Annotated in this window: 17 protein-coding genes and 3 pseudogenes; 2 read left to right on the forward strand and 18 right to left on the reverse strand. The window is 57.0% G+C overall.

The window, feature by feature from the left end:
- Position 1: 1 nt before the first annotated feature.
- Positions 2-1,037: pseudogene (locus ACWKX3_RS20195) on the forward strand (IS91 family transposase); the annotation flags it as partial.
- A gap of 180 nt (positions 1,038-1,217) precedes the next feature.
- Here the strand turns inward: ACWKX3_RS20195 and ACWKX3_RS20200 are convergent.
- From ACWKX3_RS20200 to tap, 4 genes and pseudogenes are all read right to left on the reverse strand, one after another.
- Positions 1,218-1,810: pseudogene (locus ACWKX3_RS20200) on the reverse strand (DUF2913 family protein).
- A gap of 122 nt (positions 1,811-1,932) precedes the next feature.
- Entirely contained in the window at positions 1,933-2,652 is a 720-nt protein-coding gene (locus ACWKX3_RS20205; protein WP_454542311.1) for a hypothetical protein, read from the reverse strand.
- A gap of 1,130 nt (positions 2,653-3,782) precedes the next feature.
- Complete coding sequence (gene repA, locus ACWKX3_RS20210) at positions 3,783-4,658, reverse strand: incFII family plasmid replication initiator RepA (protein WP_454542312.1); 876 nt, start codon at positions 4,656-4,658, stop codon at positions 3,783-3,785.
- A complete protein-coding gene (tap, locus tag ACWKX3_RS20215; protein WP_011201829.1) occupies positions 4,639-4,716 on the reverse strand; it encodes a RepA leader peptide Tap in 78 nt (25 codons plus the stop codon). Before tap ends, repA (ACWKX3_RS20210) begins: the two co-directional genes overlap by 20 nt.
- A 58-nt stretch (positions 4,717-4,774) precedes the next feature.
- Between tap and ACWKX3_RS20220 the strand changes: the two are divergent.
- Positions 4,775-4,917 (forward strand): annotated as a pseudogene (locus ACWKX3_RS20220) (replication protein RepA).
- A gap of 45 nt (positions 4,918-4,962) precedes the next feature.
- Here the strand turns inward: ACWKX3_RS20220 and repA (ACWKX3_RS20225) are convergent.
- The 14 genes from repA (ACWKX3_RS20225) to traQ form a co-directional block, all read right to left on the reverse strand.
- Positions 4,963-5,202, reverse strand: coding sequence for a replication regulatory protein RepA (gene repA / locus ACWKX3_RS20225; protein ID WP_048960020.1), 240 nt, complete (start codon positions 5,200-5,202; stop codon positions 4,963-4,965).
- Positions 5,203-5,353: 151 nt separating this feature from the next.
- Complete coding sequence (locus tag ACWKX3_RS20230) at positions 5,354-5,899, reverse strand: phospholipase D family nuclease (RefSeq protein WP_454542313.1); 546 nt, start codon at positions 5,897-5,899, stop codon at positions 5,354-5,356.
- Positions 5,900-6,046: 147 nt separating this feature from the next.
- The gene (locus ACWKX3_RS20235) at positions 6,047-6,838 is read right to left on the reverse strand and encodes a DsbA family protein (protein ID WP_454542357.1); all 792 of its coding nucleotides are present in this window, start codon (positions 6,836-6,838) and stop codon (positions 6,047-6,049) included.
- A gap of 33 nt (positions 6,839-6,871) precedes the next feature.
- Positions 6,872-7,555: a fertility inhibition protein FinO gene (locus tag ACWKX3_RS20240; RefSeq protein WP_454542314.1), complete on the reverse strand. Its 684-nt coding sequence runs from the start codon at positions 7,553-7,555 to the stop codon at positions 6,872-6,874.
- A gap of 66 nt (positions 7,556-7,621) precedes the next feature.
- The gene (gene traX / locus ACWKX3_RS20245) at positions 7,622-8,359 is read right to left on the reverse strand and encodes a type-F conjugative transfer system pilin acetylase TraX (protein ID WP_454542315.1); all 738 of its coding nucleotides are present in this window, start codon (positions 8,357-8,359) and stop codon (positions 7,622-7,624) included.
- Between the two features lies 1 nt (position 8,360).
- Positions 8,361-13,601: a conjugative transfer relaxase/helicase TraI gene (traI, locus tag ACWKX3_RS20250; RefSeq protein ID WP_454542316.1), complete on the reverse strand. Its 5,241-nt coding sequence runs from the start codon at positions 13,599-13,601 to the stop codon at positions 8,361-8,363.
- On the reverse strand, positions 13,601-15,760 hold the full coding sequence (gene traD, locus ACWKX3_RS20255; protein WP_454542317.1) for a type IV conjugative transfer system coupling protein TraD: 2,160 nt from the start codon (positions 15,758-15,760) through the stop codon (positions 13,601-13,603). Before traD ends, traI begins: the two co-directional genes overlap by 1 nt.
- 118 nt (positions 15,761-15,878) lie before the next feature.
- Complete coding sequence (locus tag ACWKX3_RS20260; RefSeq protein WP_454542318.1) at positions 15,879-16,679, reverse strand: hypothetical protein; 801 nt, start codon at positions 16,677-16,679, stop codon at positions 15,879-15,881.
- Positions 16,680-16,753: 74 nt separating this feature from the next.
- Positions 16,754-17,185, reverse strand: coding sequence for an entry exclusion protein (locus tag ACWKX3_RS20265; RefSeq protein ID WP_454542319.1), 432 nt, complete (start codon positions 17,183-17,185; stop codon positions 16,754-16,756).
- Between the two features lie 22 nt (positions 17,186-17,207).
- Positions 17,208-20,072, reverse strand: a complete 2,865-nt coding sequence (gene traG / locus ACWKX3_RS20270; RefSeq protein WP_454542320.1) for a conjugal transfer mating-pair stabilization protein TraG — start codon at positions 20,070-20,072, stop codon at positions 17,208-17,210.
- Positions 20,072-21,442 carry a conjugal transfer pilus assembly protein TraH gene (gene traH / locus ACWKX3_RS20275; RefSeq protein WP_096198068.1) on the reverse strand — a complete coding sequence of 457 codons (1,371 nt, stop codon included), beginning with the start codon at positions 21,440-21,442 and terminating at the stop codon, positions 20,072-20,074. Before traH ends, traG begins: the two co-directional genes overlap by 1 nt.
- Positions 21,429-21,857 (reverse strand): conjugal transfer protein TrbF, encoded by a 429-nt coding sequence (locus tag ACWKX3_RS20280; protein ID WP_454542321.1) that lies wholly within the window; start codon positions 21,855-21,857, stop codon positions 21,429-21,431. Before ACWKX3_RS20280 ends, traH begins: the two co-directional genes overlap by 14 nt.
- Complete coding sequence (gene trbB / locus ACWKX3_RS20285) at positions 21,850-22,404, reverse strand: type-F conjugative transfer system pilin assembly thiol-disulfide isomerase TrbB (protein WP_071667443.1); 555 nt, start codon at positions 22,402-22,404, stop codon at positions 21,850-21,852. The genes ACWKX3_RS20280 and trbB overlap by 8 nt, the downstream gene beginning before the upstream one ends.
- Positions 22,394-22,642 carry a type-F conjugative transfer system pilin chaperone TraQ gene (gene traQ, locus ACWKX3_RS20290; RefSeq protein WP_454542322.1) on the reverse strand — a complete coding sequence of 83 codons (249 nt, stop codon included), beginning with the start codon at positions 22,640-22,642 and terminating at the stop codon, positions 22,394-22,396. The genes trbB and traQ overlap by 11 nt, the downstream gene beginning before the upstream one ends.
- Positions 22,643-22,645: the final 3 nt, after the last annotated feature.

The following is a 22,645-nucleotide window of genomic DNA, read 5'->3' on the forward strand; positions in this document are numbered from 1 at the left end:
TATGTATATCCCGCGCCCCGCAAAATTGCTTTTCACCTTCGATTACGGCTGGAATCGCTTTCTCGATAAATTCGGCGACAGCGTCAGTGAATGGACGAAGCTCTCCGTGGAACGTATGCTCGCCTGCGGCACCTGTGCCATGGGTGTTCGCCGCTTATTGCTGTGCCTCACCCGACAGCCCCCTCCCGCTTCTTCTGCCAGAACTGCAAATCAAAAGCCTGCAGCAGTTGCGGCCTCAAAGACAGAGAGCAGTGGATTGCGACACAATAGCACATCCTCCCCGACTGCGACTGGCAGCACATCACATTCTCCATGCCTCATGTGCTCTGGCCGTTTTCAACATCAACTGGCCACTGCTCAATCACCTCTTTCACAGCGCCACCCGGTCCATGCTCCGTTTTGCACGCAAAATGGGTATCGAAATTGGCATTCTCTGCGCCCTGCACACCTATGGCCGCCAGCTCGTGCAACATCCCCACATCCACCTGTCCATCACCCGTGGTGGTCTGTGCCTGAAGCACGGCCACTGGCGTGCCCTGTTCTTCAGAAAGAAAAATGTGGAGCACATCTGGCGTATCGCCGTCACCGGACTGCATCGCAGAAGCTATGACCGCATAAACTCCGGCAGCCTGCCTGGTTTTGGTCATATCCGGGACAATAAATAGTGGAGGCGTTATCTGGAAGCTCAGTATCAGCGTCACTGGAAAGTCCATTTCGCCAAAAAGACCCGGGGAGCCTGGCGTAACGTCAAATACATTGGCCGCTATCTGAAACGCCCCCGTAAACGGGGCGCACTGCTGCCAAAAGTTTATGAAGCCCTTGATACGGTAGAAAAGAAAAAGCCAGAGAAACCCGGTTTTACGGCACTGATGAAGGGCTTTCTGGGTACCGATCCATACAAATGCATTTTGTGCGGTGACAGGCTGCATTTTGCAGGCGCACAAAGCGGAATACATCCGACAGAATTACTGGCAGAAAGGCTTCACGGGGTGGTAAAAAAACGAAGGCTGCAGACAGGATCTGTGGATCAGTGCGTCTGGAAAACAGGTTTAAGGTTAAATATGGGACTACATGGTCATTTTTCTACGAAATCCACTTCAAGTCTCTGAAATGTCAGACTACGGTCACTGTCGTTCATGGTTAAAAGACAACTAAAAAATATCGATTGAAAATCCTAACCATGAACATTTATGTATTACATATGTAATAAGGATAACCTATCCCCGGCAGGCTACCAACATAAACTGGTGGGGCAGGGTCGTATCCTGTGCCGAATCAGCCTGCCAGCCACAGCGGTTAAACAGCTTTACCACGCCCCCAACATTACCGGTCAGGCGCGTCAGCAGCGGATTTATCTGTCGCCCATCGTCGTCAACTGCCACGTCGAGGTTAGTCCGCGAGAGATAAATGCCGTTCACGCCGGCGTTCAGCGCAACGGCATACCGACCTGACCATTCCCGATCGTCAACAGTCGGTAATTCCAGCTCCTGTCTTTCGCGGTTTCCAGGGCATACGTCAGCCGGAACAGGTCGTTTTGCTCAGACAATTCGCCGGTGAAGGAGCGCCAGAGGTAATTCAGCTTGCTGGCCAGCTTCGCGCTGACGCCCAGCTGGCGTCCCTGTTTCAGAAGCCACTCGATATCGGGCGCCACATCACGCGAAAAACGTCGTTGCTTCAGCGCGGTCGCCAGCCAGCGGGTAAGAAAGAGATTTTCCTGTGCCGGTGACAGGGCATCTCCGTTCTGTCTGGCCAGCGCAAGCGCCACCAGGGCACACCATGCCAGATGGCCCGATTTTTCTGTCAGCGTCACTGAGTACTCTTTTCCTTATTCATTCTGTCCACAAAATTCTGGCGGGACCCCACCTGCTGTCAAACTGAGAGTATTTTAACCGGAACAGCAACAAAGTGGCATCCGGAACCGTCTGCATCCGCTCATCGCATGGCCCAGGCGAAGTGTTTTTCTGCATAATCGTACAGCCGGTAAGAGTTCTGCTCGTCGCCACGGATAAAAATGCCGTTATCCATTATCCCCTCCGCCAGCCGCTGTGTGTACCGGTGCGCAGCCTCATCCAGCCCTGCCCGGCTTCTCCATGCCCCCTGCTGCTTACGCCAGTTAAGCCGCACGGCTTTCAGCAGGCGGCACATCTGCTGGCAGATGAAGTAGCAGGCGACGACGTTGCGCGCATCACCCGCAAAGACCACATCGCTGTACGGCCGAATCATTTCATTCCACAGGTAGATATCGTAGCAGCCCAGCATCATGGCCACGCGTTTTGCCACGAAACTGCCGTACCAGTAATACGCGGTGCGGGGAATGTTCAGCCGACGGCTCCCGGCAATATTACCGGTATGGAATGATAGCTGGCCGGACTCAGTCACTTCCCGGACCAGCCTCTCCAGCACCCTGTGCCAGGAACCGGTTCCACTGCGCTCAGGCAGTGCTGAAAAGTACCGGCTGACAATGCCGGAAATCTGCTGTTCCGGCGCGGCGCCACCATTCTCCGTCTGAAGGGACAGTTTACGGCACAGCTCCTCGCGCTCCACCAGGGCATTAAGCATGGTCTCAGATATCACGTTCAGCGCGATGGTCAGTGACGCAACACGTTCACGCAGGTCGTCAGAGAGAAAGACGCACGCCCCGTCGGTCCCCACCGACGGTCTCTGGCCTGATTTTCAGGCCTGCCTTAAGCCAGCGGCTCAGTTCTTGGGGAAGGATATCCGGGTTGACCTTCAGAAAGCGAGCACGGTTTCCGCGCGGCGTTCCGTACACCCTTTCAATGTAGTCGGTCAGCAGCATAACGATATCCACAGAAGTGTTTATAAACACAATCGTTTATATCACATGCATACCGGACTGGCGAGCAGTGCGCAGCCGGTCCACTGAATGGCGCGAAGCGTCATGGAGGCGCTAGCTGATAGTGAATATGGCTTAGTGAGAGACTGGCGCCGTAGCCCGGCGCAGCCGGTTACATTGTTGATAGGTTCCACCAATCCACTCCTTCGCCCTGCCAGACCAAAACCCGCTAAAAGCGATACAGAAGCTTTTGTGCGTTGTCGGAGTGGTCACGACAAGGCTTAGCCGCAGTCGGGGCGTATCTCCGCGTTAGCGGGCCGTCAGGGCCGCTTACGGGCGTGTACTTAAAATCTCCAGCGAAACCACTCACAGCCACTTAGAATTCTAGTTACAACATCCATCATTAAAAGCGATGTTGTTCCGGGCCTTTGGCCCGGGGCGGCCTCGCTTTTCAGTGGTTGGGAGGAGCAGTGGGGTTTCCGATGTGCGCTGTTGGTGCCTTTAGGTGATTATTTTGTATGTTGTAACTATTAGGCCGTTTGGGGCCCGTCGCATAGCGATGGGAGCTACTTCAGGTAGTTACCGAACCGGCGCGGACGTTAGTCCGCTGCAAGGGCGGACATTCTCAGGAGCCTGTCCACAGGTCAGGCGACGAATAGGTTATATATTTATATGAATGAGATAAAAGATATTTAAAAGAAGTACAGAGCAGGTTTTTAAAGGAAACTACGCACTTTGAAAACAGGTCGCCTGGCGCTCTGTGAGCATAACGGTTGTAACTTTATGGGAAGTTCCCTTGCAGTTATTTGTAGGTAACTGAATCTGGCAACCAGATGTGGCCACTCTGATGCAATTTCTGGCCATTCTGATGGCGAAATGGTGTGAATGTCAGGAAAGACGGCCGTCATTTCGTGCAGAAAACCGTCAGCCGGGAGCAGCAGACGTGCGAAACCCTCCGGCGCCAGCCGGATTTTTCACTCAGGAAGGGTTATATGGGGACGGTGGCCAGCCGCGTGTAGTTGTTACCGCGCGACATCAGCATGCGCTCTTTCACGCGACGTTCCAGCTCGCGCTTCATCGCATCGATCCCGCCGGTAAAGCGGCCGCTGGCGTACTCACGCGTCAGCTGCTGTTTCACCAGGGTGACAATGTCCTGACGGGTTCTGCCCGCGTCACGGCGGGCACGGGCACGTTTCAGGCCATGTTGCTTACGTTCGGACTGGTAGCTGCGGAACCGTTCGCGCACAAACCGCCAGGACTTCGCTATCAGCTCGTCCATCTCCAGCGGATTCAGGTTCTGCTTTTTGCGCTGCTGATTTTCCCATCCAACGCGGCTGCGGCGTGCAGCCACAACAGCCACGTCAGAGACATCGAGCGCCGAGAACAGTGCCAGCGTGAAGGTGATATCTGTCGGTATATTGCAGCCTATCTGCGGGTCATACTCGGTCTGGTAAGTAATCAGCCCTAGCTCCGCCATGAACTTCAGCGCCCGCGTGGCGCGGGTGATGGAGAGATTGCCGTTTTTTGACTCCGTGGCCAGACCGCACTCGATGGCCAGATTGGTGATGGAGCGCTGGACGCGGTTAGCCAGCGGATCATAGTGGAAACAGAGCCCCTGAAGCAGCGCATCGATGGCTCGACGGCGCAACAATGGCGGCATGCGATGACGCTTACCCAGCGAGCGTACGAACGCCACATGGACGGAAAAGTCAAAACGGGACGTGAAGCCCTCGGCTTTCGCCATCAGCTTCCGGCAGAACGGCAGGGTCTTTTTCCCCTCTCGCGGCGTGAATTCCGGATTCGGGTTTTTAACCTGACGGTAATGGGAGAACAGGGGCTGAGCGTCAGTCACACCTTCCCGCACTTATGTTGCACGGAAGGAGTAAATGGCACAGAAACGGGTATTGCAGTTTTCTGAGCATAAAACTATACTCCCTGCATAGAGCAACAGCTTCTATACAGTTTAAGTAGGCCCCGTTAATCTTCTTCGCGTCGCCAAACAAGTCGAAGATTATCGGGGTTTTTGCTTTTCTGGTCCCAAGTTGATACCTCAGCAGAACCAGTTCCCTGCCACCTTGTGGTGTGGCCAACCAAATAATTCTGTCAAACGATCAGTAATCTAGCACTACGTATCCTAGCAAGCAAGAATGTCAGCCCATAACGCCAGTTCACTCGGCTTTATCAATTAAACGACTAAACAGTTCTGCTTGGCTGAGGCCACTCTCAGCACACATTTCCTGAAATTTACTCTTGAGCTCATTGGGCACAAGGATCTTGATTTCTTTGTGCGTTTCACGCTTACGGGCAACAAAACTTTGTTGCCGCTCTGAAGCGCTCAGCGGGTGACCTTTACGGTACGTTCGTTTTCCATTCGATGAGGAAGTAACTGCATTTTCGGCTTGTGACATCTCTGCCTCCTCAAGGATCAAACTTGGATCGTTTGCAGAGAATACTACAGATATCTGAAATCAGCGACTTAACTTTACGCGTAAGTGTGAGCCATGTTGGCGCATGGTTCACCAGGATAGATGTAGATTGCGGATCAAATGACGATGCGACTTAGTATGAAGAATGCCACTCAGTTCCCCCGTCCCAGCGCGACTGCCAGTGCTGAAGGTAGGTTTGTGCCACTTCCGGCACCTCATTAATAACCAGCACATTCTCGCTATTCCTCGATGCCGCAGAGCGAGTGTAGTTAAAGCTACCAGCCTCAACTGTATGATTATCAATAATAATGACTTTGTCGTGCATGATGGCGTAGTGGCCGTTGGTACGCAGCGGAATACCGGCATTCACCACAACGTTCATCGCCGCCTGGCTGGCTTTGCTTTTGTTTCCCTTCTCATCAAGCACAATTTTCACATCCACACCCCGGTGTTTTGCTCTGACTAGTGCGCTAACCACCTCCGGAGACGTAAATGAGTAGCCCATCAGCCGAATGTCGTGCTGTGCTGACTCAATAGTCTTAAGGACCAGCTGCAACGCGCTGCCTTCAGGTGAAAAACCGACCTGAACGGAGGGAGCAGCAACTGCGGGCTGAATACAGCTCAGCGAAAGGCAAACCAGACCGGACACGGCCAGCTGGCGAAAGGTGAACTTACGCATTAAATAACCTCAGAAATACTGTTCGGATGTGTTAACCAGAAACGCCGGAGACGGGGAAAACCTGCTTTTACCCTTCTCCGGGGTTGGACAACTGAGCACGGCGAAGGCGTCAGTATCTTTTAGCGGTATCAGGTGGCGGATGCCTGATTATTTTTTTGTATCGCCGGCTGCATGACGGATGGCCTGCTGCAGTACCTCCGCACTGGTGTATCCCGGGATAACGGTCACGTTATCAGCGCTGGCGCCGGTTGACGGGAGAACCACCAGGGCTGGCGTACCGCTGAAGCCCAGCTGCTGCGCGAGCGTGTTTATGCCATCCAGGGTTCCCTGAACGTCAGGGACTGTCTTCGCATCGAACTTCACGGCTTTTGCGGCCGCGCTGATATCACCATCGGTCAGTTTGCCCTCGTTGTGACCGGTGGCGTAAATCGCATTGTGATAGTTAAGGTAGGCGTCGGCCCCCTTCTGCTTCCAGACCTGCAGTCCGGTTTTCGCCGCACTGAGCGATGTCGGCCAGCGCTGGCCAAATATCGGGAATTCCTTGAACACAAAGCGCACGTCCGGGCTGGCTTTTATCACCTTCTCCAGCTCCGGCGCGAGGCGGGCACAGTAGATGCACTGGTAATCAAAAAACTCGACGACCGTTACTTTTGCATCGGCCGGCCCATATGACGGCGTGCCTTTATCGTTGAGCAGCGCAGCCTGATTCTGAATCACGGCGGCCGTCATCGCCTGCTGCTGCTTCTCCTGCTGTTGAGCCTGCAGTTTCTGGCTGACCTCAACCAGCACCTCCGGATGGGCCAGCAGGTAGTCTTTCGCGATTTCCCCAATGCGGGCTTCCTGCTCCGGGGTAAAGGCCGCGGCAGGTTTCTCTGCCGCCCCCGCCACGCCGCAGACCAGAAGGCCAGCGGCAAGCATGACTGAAAGGGTTTTATTCATGTTCATACTGTGTTTTTCTCTTCTCTGTTGTTATCAGTTCGTATCGTCTGCGGGCGCGGGTGCTTCCCTGATCGCCCTGCGCTGTTGTTTAGCATGCTCCTGAGCCCTGCGCTCCACGGCATACGCCGCCTCCTCCGCACTCACCGGTGCGACCGGTTCACCGGCAAGGTTTTTACGCCACGCGCCCACCGTCATGGCACCCAGATACGCATCCGAGCGGGTGACGGCAGCAAGGCAGCGCTTCAGCGTCTTCACGGAGACATCCAGCCTGCGCTGGCGAATGTCACTGACCATCGCCTCCCGGATATTGACCGCCAGGAGCTGCGGCTGGCCGTCCGTAACCAGGGCTGGCCAGCAACGTTCCAAGAGCGCGAGCGCGTCCGTAAGCGGCATGACCTTCCGGTAAACCGGCTCCGGGGCAGGTTTGCGCCTGGCCGCACGCATGGCCTCCCGCTCCTGCGCCTGTCGTTCGGCCCACAGCCGGGCTTTTTCGGCTTTTCGGGCGGCCTTCTCATCCGCCTGCGCCTTTTTCGCGCTCTCATCCACAGCCTGCTTCCTGACCTTCCAGGCGGGTGTCGCATTCACCACCACGGTCTTTTTACGCGTGACCCGGCCCGGTCCCGCACCGTCCGGTTCACTGCCGTTGTTTACGGTACGCTGACCTTCTGGCTCCGTCTTACGGCGCAGCGTCAGCGTGGGTCGCCCCTGCTCTTTCATCCTGCCTCCGGATAAATCTGTTTCACGTGTATTCCCCTGACTGACCTTATTCTGACACGGCAGATATCACATCACCATCAGTCCGATGACGGCCAGGTGTACCGCGTAGAACAGCGGGAAAAATTCGCGTGGCCAGAAGCGGGGCACCAGAGTGCAGGTCCGGCTCAGCACCGTCAGGGTTATTCCGGGTATCACCAGCCCCGCGATGGCAAAGGCGGCGCTGTCCGCAGCATTCAGCGCGAGTATCGCCAGCGCCAGACACAGCGCCAGCCCCGTGCGTGTGGCGCGCCGGCCCGTCATACAGACGCCGCAGGCCAGCATCAGCATGACTACTCCCGCCAGACCGTAACTTCCCGCCGAAAACGGCAGCCAGGCCAGGACCAGCATCAGGGACAGCGGCCACGCGCACGGCCCGTGCCGCTGCATCAGCGCCAGTGCCTGTCCGCTGACCGCAAAGGCAAACAGGATATTGCCCAGGCACGGGCGCAGCCCGGCCAGTATCCAGCCGCCCTGCGCCACCCCGGCCCATATCCAGAGCCGGTTCAGGGCGCGCTGCTGAATCTGCGGATGGCGGGCGAGGTTCATGGCCCAGACCAGGCCAAAGAGCGGAAACGCTCCCCGACCGGCAAGACGCAGCCAGTCATTATCCAGTCCGCACAGCATGCTGATGTGGTCGGCAACCATCAGGAGCAGCGCCACGGTTTTGATAAGGTCAGTCTGGCCCGGCGTCCACACAAGCAGACGCTGCAGCCAGCAGTCGGCCACCACAACAAGGGGAAACAGCGGATGGTTTTCAGCGCGCATATCAGTCGCCTCCCAGGGTCTTTTCACGTTCAAGGTCGCGCACCGTTTCGCGCTCCATCTGCTGCAGGCGGTCCCGCTGCACGTTCTCGCGCACCACCTGAGACACCGCCTCATCACGGCGGCGTTCTTCCGGCGCATCCGGCAGCGTGAGGGGAGATACCGGCGTTTCTTTCACCCGCTCCATATTCCGCACCACATCCTGGACGGCGACGTCAGCGCCCCCGGACGGCCGGTCGCCGCTGCGGGCCATCTCGCGGACCGCCTCTTCAGCCCGCTTTTCAAGCTCTTTCTGCTGCTGTGCTTCCTGCGCCTGCTGCGCCAGCAACTCCGGCGGAACCGTTTCTGCGGGCTGCGTACCGGTGCCGTCGGGCAGGCTGTCAGCCCAGATGCGTCCGCCGGTAATGGCGCCGGGATTCCACGGTCGCGCCTCGCCCCCGAGCCGCACCACCACGCCGCTCTGCGGATTCTCCCTCGCCAGCCGCACGCCCTCTTCCATATCCCGCGCCAGCAGCGACTCGCCGTTACGGCTGACCTGCAGGCCCGCAAACGCCGCGTCCCCGCTGCCCATCACGCGACCTTCGCCGCCGAGCCCCTTCAACTGCCCGTCTCCGGAGGTCAGGGCGCTCAGCCAGACGCCCGCCTGCCTGCCGTTGCGGTCGAATGCCGGGAGCGCCACGTGCGGCTGCAGATATTTACGCCCCGGCGAGATAAATTTCGCCATCGAGCCCTCAGGCTGCAGCCCGGCCTGGCGCAGGGCGGCGCGGCCGGCCGGCACCTCACCCAGCGCTTTTGCCGTCGCCGTCAGGCGGGCGGCATTCGCGACGGCACGGTCGCCGCGCGGCTCGAGAATGTCATGCGCCGTACTTTTCGCCTGCGATTTTTCCATCGCGGCCACCCACTTATCCCGGTTGTCGGTATAGACCTGCGCGTGCTGCTTCATGCGGCTCAGCGCCACGTAGGCTGACTCGAAGCTCACCATCCGCTTACGTCCGCCGTCCGTGCCCTGCAGGGAGATGGAGAAGGGTTCGCTCGCCCCCTGTGAGCCTTCAACGGTCACGGCATAGGCCAGGTCGATGTGCTGTTCTGCCTGCTCCGCTGACGGCGTGAGCGTACGGGTCTGCTTTCCATCCGACAGCGTGACGCTGTCACCTTTTATCTCACTGACCGTCCAGACGCTGTTGGCCACGAAACCCCGCTCGTTGTCGCTTTTCGAAAAGCGCATCCGGTCGCCTTCCGACACGGTGATGGTGTCCTGACGATAGAGCGTGACGCCCTCTGTCGCCGCCTGCGCGGGCGACAGGCTGCGGGTGTTGCCCTGCGCATCCTTCAGCGTCACCAGGTGCGCGTCCCCGTCCAGCGACTCAATCCTGTAATAGGTGCTGTCCAGCAGGACCAGGCTGTCGCGGGATGCCTCCCACGTTGTCATGCGCCGCAGTTCCCCGTCGCGGATATTGGCAGGCGTGAGGACCGGCAGCGTGACCTCTTTTTCGCCCACCTCGCCGGCATCCTGACGGGCGTCATGAATCATGGCGTTCACCTGGCGGCGGTCGGCGTTCAGGGCGGTGATAACGATGGTCTGCGCCTGCGCCTCTTGCATGCGCCCCGTGTAGTCCTTCACGATGGCCTCCAGCAGCGTCGCAGGCTGCCCGTCGATGAACAGGTCGCCGGCCGCCACGGCTTTCGCGACGGCCTCCTCCCGTTCGCGGCTGAACTCCATGACGGAGCTGTCCGGCTGCCAGGCATCCGCCCTGCGCGGCACCTGTGCCGGCACCACGCTCTCAATGGTCGTCAGGGCGCTGCCGATATCGCGATTAATCAGGCTGTAGACGGCGGGCTTCAGCGCCGGCGTCTGGCGGACAATCTCCTGCATCACCGCCACGTCGATGGCGCTGCGCTTCTGCAGCAGGCGGAAGGGCTGGCCCGGGGCAATGGACTGCAGCTGGTCGGCATCGCCGCTGGAGACCGCGCGACCGCCGCCCCCGGCAATCAGGCTGTATGCCTTCGCCATGTCTGCGTTACCAACCATCGAGCTTTCATCCACGAGAAACAGCACGTTGCTGAAGTCCGGTCGTTCGCCGCCGCGCAGTTGCTGCTGAGTGTAGTGAATAAAGGCGGCCAGCGTCTGCGTTTCCGGCACGCCCGCATCGCGCATCTCGCTCACCGCCCGGTGGGTGGGGGCCACGCCGATAACGCGCGGCTGCTCCCGTTCCGGCAGCGTGCCGATGGCCGACATGACCGCCCGGAACTGCGTCGTCTTGCCCACGCCCGCGTAGCCCTGAACCAGGGTAAAGCGGTCGCGGGATTCAAGTATCATGCGCGTGGCGTTCCGCTGTCCGTCGGTCAGGCCCGCCAGCTGCACGTCCGGCACGCCCGCCATCAGCGGAGTGACGGCCTCCTTTCCCTCCAGAACGTGGCGGAGGATGCTTTTCTCCGCATTGTACGACTGACGTGAGACCAGCAGCTGCAGGCCGTTTCCCGGCGATACCGGCACCGACAGCAGGGCGCCGCTGCGTATCTGCCGGTCCGCCTCCTTTTCGATGGCCTGCAGGCTGAGGCTGTCCTGCTCAAATTCTTTCGCGGCGGCCATCAGCTGCGGCTTCGTGAACGCCAGGCCGTTACCCTCCAGCACCGGAATGGCCAGATGGATAGCCTGCTGCTCCGGCGTGTGCAGACCGGCTATCTGGTGCGCCAGAGCATCATCGAGCCTGTCATGCCCCGCCGCATCCTTAATCTGTTCAGACACGACGCTCCAGGCAGACTGACGCGACAGCTTCTCCGTCGTTTTCTGCGCCGTCTGCGCGGAATAGAGCCGCACCGCCGGACCGCTGAGCGCCAGTTTGTTCAGCGTGGTGTTATCCAGCTCGCGCTGCGACAGCGAGGCAAAGACCGTGGCACTGTCGCTCACCGAGCGGCCCGGCGACTCCACCCAGCCCTGCCCCACCTTCGCGGCAGTGAACGGACTGTCGCCTGCGGGCAGGACCACGTCCGCCTTACGCCCGGGCAGGCTCACGACAAGCCCCGCCTCCCCAAGCGCCTTAACGGTCACCGTATCGCCTCCCTTTAGCCGCGTCCCCTGCGCCTGGCCCAGCACCGCCAGGCGGTCGCCTTCGGCCACCTGCAGCGTGCCGGTGCGGTACAGCGACCAGCTGCTGTTGAGTTCTGACAGGCGGGTCACCCGCGTCTCCCCCTGCGCGTTGCGCAGCGTCAGGCTGTTGTTGCGGCCCGTCACGCGGTCAATGACAAAGCGCTCCCGGCTGCGCTCCTCTGCATTCCAGCGCTCCATGACCATGCCCTCCCGGTAGTGGTCGCGCACCTGCTGATGGCGGCTGTCGAGCCAGACCGGCTCCAGCGTGGTGATGCTGACCTCCCGCTCGCCCAGCACCTTTTCCGCCTTCAGCGCCTCGCGGACAGCACCTGCGAGCACCGCCTGCTCGCGCGGACCGGAGACCTGCGCCACGCAGTGCTCGCCTGCGCGGACGCTTCGGGCAAAGTCAGCGGCCAGGCGGTCATACCGCTGCCGCCGGTCAGGCTCGCTGATAACCGAGACCCGCGTCTTCTCACCGCCCTGCCACGCGAACGTGCTCACCCCCGCCTCCTTCATGACGGTCAGGGCGCTGCCGGTTCCGGTGCGCTGGCCGCTGTCGGCAATCAGCAGCTGGACGTTATGGCGCAGCGCACCGTCGAGCAGCGTGAGCGTTTCTTTCAGGGTCAGCTTCTCCCCCTGATCAACAATCAGCGTGCTGCCGGGCGTAAAGGTCATCCCCTCCGTCAGCCCCCGCCTGTCGGTGATATGCTCGCCGCTGAGTCGTTCATCCTGCATCAGGGCGCTGCGTGAGCGCCTGTCGGCGGCGATAATCTGCACGTCACGCCCCTGTTCGCGCGCCATCATCGTCAGCTCCGCCACGCGATCACGCTGGCCGGCCGCCCCGCCCTGCCCCGAAATGATGGCCACCGGCGGACGGTCCTGAGCAAGAACGCTGACGGCATCGCTGTATGACCGGCTGCGGGGCACGCCCTTATCCGGAAAAATGTCCGCCTGACCCGTCCGCTGTAAATCGCGGGTCATGGCCGACACCGACAGCTCGTCCAGCACGTGGATGTTCGAGGTAAACAGCCCCTTCTCTTTGTCCAGCGGAATGAGCTGCTCGTTTTTTATCGCCGCATTGATGCCGTCACGCGCCATCTCCACCATGCCCGACCGCGCGGGCAGTTGCCCGAGGGTGGTGGCCAGCAGTTCGGAATACGTGAACCGCGCCCGCCGGTCGCTCAGCATCGCAATGGACTGTCCGACGCTGCTGTTAATATCAATGGCTTCAGGCGTCGTGACGGGAATATTACCCTGCATAACCCGCTGGTCCGCCGCCTCGCGGTAGGCCTGGATGTCGAACCCCGTCGCTTTCAGGGTCTGCATCCACTCGGTCATGCGCTGTTCGGGATCAACCTTCTGCTTCGACTGGCGGGTATCGAGCGCCGCCACGTCGCGGGACTTCAGGGACGCGTCGTCCCCGACCGCCTCGCTGATCGTCCTGCTGCGGCTGGAATATGGCTCCGTCGGTACGCCCTTCAGCTCCCACATACCGTGTTTGCCGACCGTCTCAGTCTCATAGCCCATCGTCGTGACGTCATCCTTCAGCGCGGCACGATACAGGCGGCCAAAGGCAATCTGGTTCGCGTAGATATTCTCTATAAACCCGGTTTTACCCACCCTGTCGCTGCTGAGTGTGCGCCACTCATCGCCATGCTGCGTGACGTTGGCCACCACGGTGTGGGTATGCAGCTGCGGCTCCTGGTCGCGGCTGGTATCGTGGTTAAACAGCGCCATCACCAGGTTGCCGGTCAGCTGCGTCTCGCTCCGGCCCTCCGTCATAACCCGCGTGGAGGCCATCGCCTCTATCTGCTTGATGGCGGTCTCTACCGCGCGGTTGTGGGCATCAATAAGACGCTTATCGCCACCGAGCATCGCCATTACGGAAACACTTTTTGGTGCGGAGAAGGTGAAGTCGTAGCCCGGACGGTGTTTGTTCGCCCCGTCCTGAGTCCGGCTGAGGTTGCTGCCGTCCGGCAGGCGTCCCTCCAGAACTTTCGTAAAAACCTTCTGGTCCACCCCGCCGATCAGTCCCAGCGCTTCAGCCCCTTTTCCGGCCCAGCGCTCGTTCATACTGCCGATAACGTAGTAGTTGTCCTTGTCGGTGTAATATTTACCCGCGCTGGCGGCGGATTTTACCGATCCGATGCTCATCATCAGATGTATCCTCCCGGTTCAAGATCCTTTTCAGGCGCCCGGTGAACGTTGATGTTAACTTCTTCACGGCGCTGCCTCTCATGAGGAGACAGTTCGTCCTGCTCCGCCTGCCACGCCTCCCATGCCGCCATATCTACCACCTCACCGCTTTCACTGATGCCGGGCGGCAGCTGCTCAGCCTCCTCCGCCTTTGTCTTCAGCTCAGGCTCCACGCCGCCAGTGCCTGCGGCACCCGCCACGGATGCCGAAGCGGATGCGGTGTCTGCAGCGTGGGGCGCAGGCGTCAGCTGCTGTGGCTGACCAGAATTCTCTGCACTGCCCTCTGGCGCAATAACGTCTGCATCCGGTTCAAAGAGCATGGCGATGCTGCGGGATTCCTGTTCACGTGCAGCCAGCGCGGCATTCAGGCGTTCCTCCGCTTTCGCGTCGATGGTGCGCGGAATGAATTCCGGTGCCACCTTTGGACGCTGCTGATACTTCAGCGCCATCTTCACGGCAGGATAAGGTCCGGGAAGCGTGACGTAGCAGGAGAGATCCGGCAACGTCTGAACATCGGAGTAACTCACAAGGGTGACGCGTTCCATGTCCTTACCGACCGAAGTACCGTCGCGTACCGGGTCCACGCCGTAGGAATACTGCTCGGATGCCTTGAGGATTTCTTTCTCACCGATTTCACCGGCGGCGAACTCAGCGATATTGCGCGACGGCGAGCGGAAGAAGGCACGGGTGTTCAGCACGTCGAACAGCGTTTCCGCCGGCTTCTGCCCGTAAATATCTTCCAACTGGGCGTAGGACTGGATGCCAATGACGTAGCAGCCGCCAAACTTACGCGCCTCCGGCAGGATCTCAACCAGGTCCGGCAGCTTGTGCAGGGTCGGCAGCTCGTCGGCGAAGATCCACACGCGCCGGTTACGGTTTTCCCCCATCGCCAGCAGCCCGCGAATGGCGATGGATAGCCACATGGAGATAACCGGCTTGAGGGAAGCGTGGGTGTCGGCATTGGAAGAGATGAACAGCCAGCCGTTTTTACCATCTTCACGCACGCCGCGCATCCAGTCGCGTATGGTGAACGACTCGCCGTTATTTTCGATGCCCTGCAGGTAGCGGATGGCCTTGACGTAGTTGGTTAGCACGGCGCGGATGGAGATGGCCGTTTTCTCGATTTTCTCTTCCACCAGGTTCGCCGCCGGGGAGTTTTTCAGGTACGAGCGCAGCTTCTCAATCTTGATGGAAAGCAGCGTGTCGACCAGCTTGCTGTAGCTGCGGTCTTTGTCGTTGCGCATCAGATAAGCGGCTTCAGCAAAGATGGTACGCCCCGAACCCTGCCAGAAGGGGTCTTCCTTCGTGCCCATCGGAATCAGTGTGTTGGAAACGTTGTCGAAGTCAGGCTGCGTCAGGCACTCCCGCCACAGGTCCCATGCGGCGCAGCGCGCATCCAGCGGGTTAAGGATTTTATCCGTGGCCGGATCATAGTAGCTTTTAACGAACTCACAGGAGCGGTCATACACGATGACCATATCGCCACGCTGGCGGGCGTAGTTCATCAGACGGCGGATAACTTCTGATTTACCGGCCCCGACGGTGCCGTGCAGACAGAAGTTCTGGATCTCCGAGTCCTTAATAAGCGGCAGCTCACCGATTTTGATGTCGGATGCGAGACCGTCGCGCCTGAGCATTTTCGCCACCGCTTTCGGGTCGTCAGTCAGCTGGCGCCCCCCCGTTATCTCGTCCTCACTCTGCTGTTTACCCTGATGGCCCAGAATCCAGGTGGTGACAAAGAAGGTAATAACGCACACCACGGCCGCGATGATGGCGGCAAGAATAAAGGCCGTCCAGACCTGGTCTGCGCACCACTGGATATATTTGTCCTGCAGTATTTGCTGCGCGTTGTACTTCAGCTCATGGCCGTAATAACGGATGGTATAGACAGGCTGGGATTTGAAAATATCGCGCATGGGGGCCAGCGTCTGACACCAGTAATAAACCATGCCATTAACAAACGTCTGCCAGGTCAGTTTAATAGACAGAGTCAGAGCAACAATTACGCCGAAGAGAATAACGAGACAGTAAACGATAATATTGGCAATTTGACTGAACATACGGATGCGCATGCTCGCGATCTGACCCCCCTGGGTCATATCCTTAGCATTAAAACTCATATTATCCTCATTGAGGTTTAGAATACGTAGACCCGGTATTCAGGATGAACATTCAGAATGGCAAGTATAAGAAACAGCCCGAACATGCGGGCTTAATTATTAAAGAGGTGTTATAAACTCAATTGCAATGACGCCACCCTTTAGGGCTTGACCAGATTATGTTATTCACATTGGTTATATCGTTAACTACAAACCCATCACCACCGTGCCAAACCAACCGCAACTGTAGTTTATTTTTCTCTTTTTTTTCCACGTATGCCTTGTAGTATGCAACCCCTGGATATTGATAAGGTTTTGCCTCGTAATCCTCTCGACATATCAAATCGCCAACACTGGCATCAACTTCAGCATTCATCTCTATAGCTTTTCTCTTTTTTTCAGCATTCTCATTGGCCAAGTCAACTTCCTTATCCATATCAATCCGTCGCTGAACCCGCTCGCTAATATATCCAAGTCTCTCCGCCGAACTCAACCATTGCTGTCTCGCCTGAGGTTTTGGCGGCTCTACTGTAGAGAAAACCCTAGATCCAAGCCCTATTTTAGTTAACGAGGTATCTGGGCTATAATTTACATGAAACAATGGCATTTTATTAACTACACACCATGTTCCTCCCTGCACCATATTTCCTTGTTTAGCGACACAATATCTTTCTATCGACTCTTCAATTGAGGCTACATAGCAACTTAGGTTTTTCCCGCCCAATTGATAGTTTAAGCCATCTGAATTTATGAATTTCCGCCCTTGAGACGAGAAAGTTGTGCCTATACAATTCGATTTTTCAAAAGTTTCACTTAAATAACTTGCCACATCCGAATATCCTTTCGGATCTATATACTCAACATCCCTGATACTGCTACACCCTGAGAGGGAGAGAATTGCACCTAATAAAATAACAGAAGTATACTTATTTAACTTCATCCTGATTTCCTTGTTATCTACTTAGTTATGTTTTCGAATATTCCTAATAACGATCTAGCCTGTAAATTACTCATCTAAATCTTCCATCCCATAGGATAATTATTTTCGCTATTGTAATTTATTCTTTCAAAAGATGGCGATACTGAATCTTGGTTAATTGAAGAAGGTTCCTCATCCTTCATTCTTTCAACCCAACCACTTAAACTAATTTTTCCTTGAGACTTGCATAAATCCCAGATCGTCCCAGCAACAAAGACCATCATTACCAATAAAGGTGAAAAGATAGCGAAAAGTGGAAATATTAATAACCAGAAAAAATTGGCGTAACCTGCACCTTTAGTAACATGTCGTCTCGTTCGAATCTTCATCATTAATAAAATAAAAAGAATTTGCCAGATAAAAACAAACGAAGCCATGAAAACTGTTTCTGGCAGTTCCCAGCCAGCGATGACACATGCAATAAGCATTGCAACGGTCACCAGACAGATCTGAAAGACACTCCTCATTTATTCCTCTCCCCATTTCCCACTAATCTTTGCGATACTTTTTCTGATACTCCTCAGCCTTTTTCATCAACTCTTCAGGGCTGTCTGCACCGGGTAAACTTTTCTGCGCGCTTACTTCAGTAGTATATTTTTTATCCTGCGCCATGTCCTCTTTTTTATGATGGTTTTTTAAGGTGCCGTACTCATTTTCAATATCTTCAGATTTTCCAGTGATTTGAACGCGCGTTCCGTCGATGCTCTGATTATTAACAGAGACCATGTTGTCCACCTTCTCTTTAACGTTGTCAGTTATTCCACTGGACCTTGTGCGTTCCTCTATTGCGTCCCGGTGGGACTGGTGGTCAGCCATAACAGTCTCTTTGTTTCCGCCCGATGAAATCCCCTGCATTGAGGTCCCAATTTCCGAACGTCCTGAGTTATATGCTGTATCAACAGCTGGCTGAACCTGCTCCTGAACGAACGACCAAGCAAGCTCTCTGCGCTTATTAGCCACTTCAGGTGAAGCCGTATCTGTCAGCAGCGTGTCGGCATCATGCGGTGCCTGTTTGCGAACGTATTGTGCAAATTGCTGGTTCAGGTCCTCATTAATCTGACCACTCATGCTTTCGGTACGGGACGCCATTTCAGCATATTCTTTGCTGCGTGCCTGGCTGGTCGAGTACTGCTCGAGACTTTGTTTTGCAGAGCTAAGTGATGCAGATAGCTGGTCGGCACGTGAGGCGGCGTTGTTATCCGTATGACTCCCGGACTCACTGACCTTGCGGCTAGTAAAGTAATCGCTGGCCTCTTTAAAGTCCTGAGAAGCTTTAGCATCTACATCATGACGGGCATCCTGACTTGAACGTGAACTACTGCTTGCTTGATGCATGTCATCATCAGTAAAATCAACACCGGTCTTAACACCAGCCTGGCCGCTTAATTCAACTCCATTCCCTAAAACCTTGAGTCCCATGCTTCCTTTAGCATTCGCATCGCCGTATAACCCAAGTGAATCGCGTGTGCTTCTGGTCGCCAACTCCTGAGTAGCCTGATCATTACTGATGTTATGCGCCTTCGCGTAGCTTTCCACCGCGCTGCGCATCTTGCTGGCCATCATGGAGTCCTGCGCGCTCATGGTACTGTCGGCACCCTGAGTCATCGAGTCGCTGCTCCCCCGGTTGGTGCCAAACTGGCTGAGGGTCTGCCACGTGCTTGACATGCTGCTACTAAAGCTCTGCATCGCGCTCTGTGACTGCGTCTGGGCCTCGCGAGCCATCTCCTGCTGCGCTGAAGCCAGTTGACGGGCAAAATTAATGCTCACGGGCAGCTTACTCGCTGCCTGGGTAGAGTCAGTCACCGTACTACCGTCGCGCATCTGTGTGGACGTCGCTCCGTTGGCAAGTTGGTGACTCATCTGGCCAAACATGGTCGAACTGTTGGTATTCCAGCTGTTGCCGCTCACGTTCTCGGTCTGCATGTTAGCGTAGGAGTAGTTCCCGTCGATTGAACCTGCCGCCGCCGTTGCCGCCGGACTGATGGCCGAGGACGCCAGGTGGCTGTAGAGATTCGAGAAGCTGGAGCCCAGACCTTTCAGCATTCCCCATGCCAGTGGCGGGATAAGCATCGACAGATAGCCCGCCGTGGTGGCCAGATCCGAGTATTTAAGTTGCACCTGCGACAGCTCAGAGAGCACAACCGGCGAGCCGTTGGCTTTCGCATAGAAGGTCATGCAGCTGTTGAGGATGGCGTAAAGCAGCGGCCAGCTCTGCACCCACATGATGGCCAGCACGTACCCCTTCAGCACGTTAAGGGTGACGGCGTTAAACATCCCGCCCAGCACCATCAGGGGGAATATCCCGATAATCAGTCCGACTATCAGCGTCTGGGACATGGGCAACGAGCGCAGGGCCACCTGCCCGACCGTTGCGTGCGCGAGCCGCTGCTTCTCCATTGATGACGTGGTGGCGATGTTGAGCAGGCTTGAGGTATCACCGTTACGGGCCGCATAGCCCATGATACCGTCGCGCAGGGCATTCATCGTCACGTTCTGGCGGATAATTTGCGAAGCGCTCTGCCCGGAGTTATAAAAATAGTTATAGCTTTCGCCGAGCATCTGGCTCAGGAGCAGGTCGGGATTCGGACGTCCGCCAAACAGCCAGCGGGCGTAGTAGCTCCAGCTTTTCCCTCCGGTCTGGGTATCAAGGCCCAGCTTCTGTTTAAGGATCACTGCGGCCTCTTCACAGGATAAAAACGCCTTTATCTCCGTTTGTCCGTTATCACCGCTGGTCGTAAACTTCTTATAGTTCTGCACCTGACGCAGCGGACTGGGTTTAGAGAAGATAATGGTGTAGGGGTCGGTGCTGTTCATCAGTTCGTCCAGGGTGTACTTCCCGTTGAGGAAAATATCGCCCATCACGCAGTTCTGCACATAGTCCGCAAAAAGCGTGGTGATTTCAGGGTTTTTTGACAAAAAGTCGGTGCTGCGCGCGACCAGATTCGCGCCGAACAGCATCCCGGTCTTGCTGTAAGTAACGCTGTCCGGCTGAGAAAAGACCATCTCATAGCCCTGCACCAGCGCGTGCCCGATAGTGGTCGTCAGCGACGCCGGCAACGCCAGTCCGACGGGCACGTTATCCACCTGATACACCTTCGTCAGATCGCTGTTGTCAATAATCTGTACCGGCGTGCGCACGCTTACCAGAAGAGACATCAGGACGATGGTACCTATCCAGCCCAGCATATCCATCACGTTGTGACGGCGTATCCAGGTGATGGCCACGACGAGCACAGACAGCGCGGTCACGATCCGGCGGATAATGACCCAGTTGTCCGTGTTCATAAAAGCCACAATGGCGTTCAGCGTCTGGCTCAGCCAGTCGCCGCCCGCGATAACGTAAATCGCCTGCATCAGCGCGCCCCCCCGAAGTGATAGTTGTTCTGATAGCGCTGCAACATCCGCGCCGAAACCTGCTGGCGCATATAGCTCATCTGGCGGTCAACAACCAGAAGCGCGTCCTGCTGCACCTGCACCTGCGCCTGGAAGGAGGCTATCTGCCGCGTGGCCTCGTTGAGGTTGTTATTGATGCTGTCGATAACGGCCTGGTCATAGTTGCCCGTTGCCATCAGGGCGCGCGCCTGCTGGACCATCTCCTGGATGTACTGCAGCAGAATGTCGTAGCCGATATAGTCCGTCAGCTGATAGACCAGGCTGTCAGAAACGCCCAGCATCATCGGGTCCACCAGGTACTTGAAAACCGGAATGGTGGTGCCGGAGATAAAGCCCTTTTCCTTCTCGGTCAGCTTTGTATCGGTTGCAGCCTTGTTCTGGATGCTGGAGAGAATGTCCTTGATCTGATTCTTCAGCGCGTTCTTTTCGGTGATGGTGACGGTCGCGTCGGCCACCACCTTCAGGCACTTCTCGCTATCGTTGCAGTGGTAAATTTTCGCCGTGCCGCCCTCCATCACTGCCTTAATAATGTCACGATCTGTGGTGCGGGCAGGCAGCGGCGTGATGTTACCCTTCTCGTCAAAAATCAGGGTGCCGGTGAGCGTCATGATGAACTCCCTGAGTTCTTTATTTCCGCTGAACATGCCGTTCTTGCCGAGCGCATTCCAGATGATATTGATGTTTTTAGTGATGCGCTCTTTATCGGCGGTACCTGCCTTGTCGCGCACCTTGTCGAGGCTGCCGCCCACGGTGCAGCCCTGACGGGATGCCGCCCAGTCTGCAAACATGTTGCTCTCACCGGCAATGTCCTGGCAGACCTTCTGCTGGGAAACCTGGGTGCGCGGAAACAGACCGCCGACAATCCCCTGCGCCGCCTGGCAGGAGCTGAGGTTCATGCTGTTAATGTCGCTGGCCATCTTCTGCAGGAAGTCCTTTGCGGTCTTGATTTCCGGTACCGTGGTCTGCAGCGCCAGATCGAAGAAGTAGCCCGCCGCGTTGGACATAATCTGCTTGGCGAAACGCTGCAGCTGATCGCTGTTAATAAAGCTGAAGGAGCCCAGATAGGCATCGATGCCGCCGCAGCCGGCGTTGATGTCGGGCAGCGTCATGGAGATAAGCTGGACGGTTTTCACCTGCGTGCGCGCGTAGAGTGAGCCGCCCGTGGCGTAGCCCGCAGCCTGCCCCTGCCAGACCTGTGGCTGGCTGGTGTTGGACGCAAAGCCCAGTTTATTAAAGAAGGTGTTCATATCACTGTTCACGTCGGCACTCACGCTCGCTGAACACGTAAGAAGGATGCCACACAGCATGGAGAGAGGTTTACGGACGAACATCGGCACCCTCCCGGCTCGCCTGCTGGGCGAGTTTTCCCATTTTTCGTTTTAGTATGAACATTTGCCCTTTCGTATAAAGCAAGTTCAGGATTGCATAAACGCCACCTGCAACGGCAAGCCCGCCGCTCAGCGCGATAAAGATCAGTGGAATGGCGTACATCAACACGTTCCACAAATCTTTCAGCTGCAGGTGACCGCTCTTGATCCAGTCACCGACGCAGGCATGGAAAACGTATGTCATAAAGACGCGCGACAGCACGCCAGCAATGAGCAATATGCCCGCCCACTCAGCATAAACGCCGAACCGTGCGTCATCTTTCCGTGCCCTGAGCGTGATTAACTCTGGCGTCGTAGCTCTCTGAAGCATCCCGGAAATCATCATGTCGTGTTCCTTTGCATTGTTCTGATCAGCCATTGTTACCCACTCCGCGCATCTGAAGGACCGTATCCATGCGGGCCATAAAGCCCTGTTCGTCGGTCGCGCCCTGCAGCAGAGGCAGGGCTTCAAGGGTGTTTACGTTGACGAGAAAGGTGGTTGGCGTGGCCACGGGCAGGTTGGGGAAAAAGGTTTTCATCACCTCCGGCGGCGCGGGCAGCGCATCGGGAAAGGACGCATCCCCCTGACCGTCGATGGTGTAGGCCATCACCCCAAACCCCACCCGTGCCGACAGCGACTTCAGGACCGGATCAAACTGGTGGCAGTACGGGCAGTGTCCCTGCATAAACAGCACGACCTTCCAGTCGGCCAGATTGACCTGGCGACCGTTGCTGAGGCGGTACCAGACCGGCTGCTTCGCCGGAAGTGGCTTAGCTTCAGGGTCTTCCGGGGATGTAGGCAGAGATCCCGACGCTCGCGCCCCCTGTGGATGCCATAACGATTTGATCTCGTCCATTGTGGAAGCCTGCGTGGTCAGGCTGAGGGTCATGAGCGCCACGGTAAACACGGTATGTCTAAGGTTCATGTCGGCATCCTCCGGCATCACGGACCTTTTCGGCCTCACGGGCGGCATCTATCCAGCGGTTGATGATGCGGTATCCCCCCCAGAGCGCCATCGAGACGCCGATTATCTGCGCCAGAAGAATGGCCATCTCCGGCTCGCGCCGGACCAGGCGGGAAACAATGTGAAACCATATCCCGAGGCTCAGCACCCATAATCCGGGCACGTCGAACTCGGGCAGGCGAAAACGGAATTTGCGCATGCG

The sequence above is a fragment of the Enterobacter sp. UPMP2052 genome (genome assembly GCF_053709675.1).

What these genes read in the sequence shown, in the direction of transcription:
- ACWKX3_RS20260 (WP_454542318.1), bottom strand. Translation starts at nt 16,679, where the DNA reads ATGAAGTTAAATAAGTATACTTCTGTTATTTTATTAGGTGCAATTCTC.
- traQ (WP_454542322.1), bottom strand. Translation starts at nt 22,642, where the DNA reads ATGCGCAAATTCCGTTTTCGCCTGCCCGAGTTCGACGTGCCCGGATTA.
- ACWKX3_RS20280 (WP_454542321.1), bottom strand. Translation starts at nt 21,857, where the DNA reads ATGGCTGATCAGAACAATGCAAAGGAACACGACATGATGATTTCCGGG.
- traG (WP_454542320.1), bottom strand. Translation starts at nt 20,072, where the DNA reads ATGCAGGCGATTTACGTTATCGCGGGCGGCGACTGGCTGAGCCAGACG.
- repA (WP_048960020.1), bottom strand. Translation starts at nt 5,202, where the DNA reads ATGTCACAAGCCGAAAATGCAGTTACTTCCTCATCGAATGGAAAACGA.
- ACWKX3_RS20230 (WP_454542313.1), bottom strand. Translation starts at nt 5,899, where the DNA reads ATGCGTAAGTTCACCTTTCGCCAGCTGGCCGTGTCCGGTCTGGTTTGC.
- traX (WP_454542315.1), bottom strand. Translation starts at nt 8,359, where the DNA reads ATGCGCGCTGAAAACCATCCGCTGTTTCCCCTTGTTGTGGTGGCCGAC.
- trbB (WP_071667443.1), bottom strand. Translation starts at nt 22,404, where the DNA reads ATGAACCTTAGACATACCGTGTTTACCGTGGCGCTCATGACCCTCAGC.
- traD (WP_454542317.1), bottom strand. Translation starts at nt 15,760, where the DNA reads ATGAGTTTTAATGCTAAGGATATGACCCAGGGGGGTCAGATCGCGAGC.
- traH (WP_096198068.1), bottom strand. Translation starts at nt 21,442, where the DNA reads ATGTTCGTCCGTAAACCTCTCTCCATGCTGTGTGGCATCCTTCTTACG.
- ACWKX3_RS20235 (WP_454542357.1), bottom strand. Translation starts at nt 6,838, where the DNA reads ATGAATAAAACCCTTTCAGTCATGCTTGCCGCTGGCCTTCTGGTCTGC.
- tap (WP_011201829.1), bottom strand. Translation starts at nt 4,716, where the DNA reads ATGCTCAGAAAACTGCAATACCCGTTTCTGTGCCATTTACTCCTTCCG.
- traI (WP_454542316.1), bottom strand. Translation starts at nt 13,601, where the DNA reads ATGATGAGCATCGGATCGGTAAAATCCGCCGCCAGCGCGGGTAAATAT.
- ACWKX3_RS20240 (WP_454542314.1), bottom strand. Translation starts at nt 7,555, where the DNA reads ATGAAAGAGCAGGGGCGACCCACGCTGACGCTGCGCCGTAAGACGGAG.
- ACWKX3_RS20265 (WP_454542319.1), bottom strand. Translation starts at nt 17,185, where the DNA reads ATGAGGAGTGTCTTTCAGATCTGTCTGGTGACCGTTGCAATGCTTATT.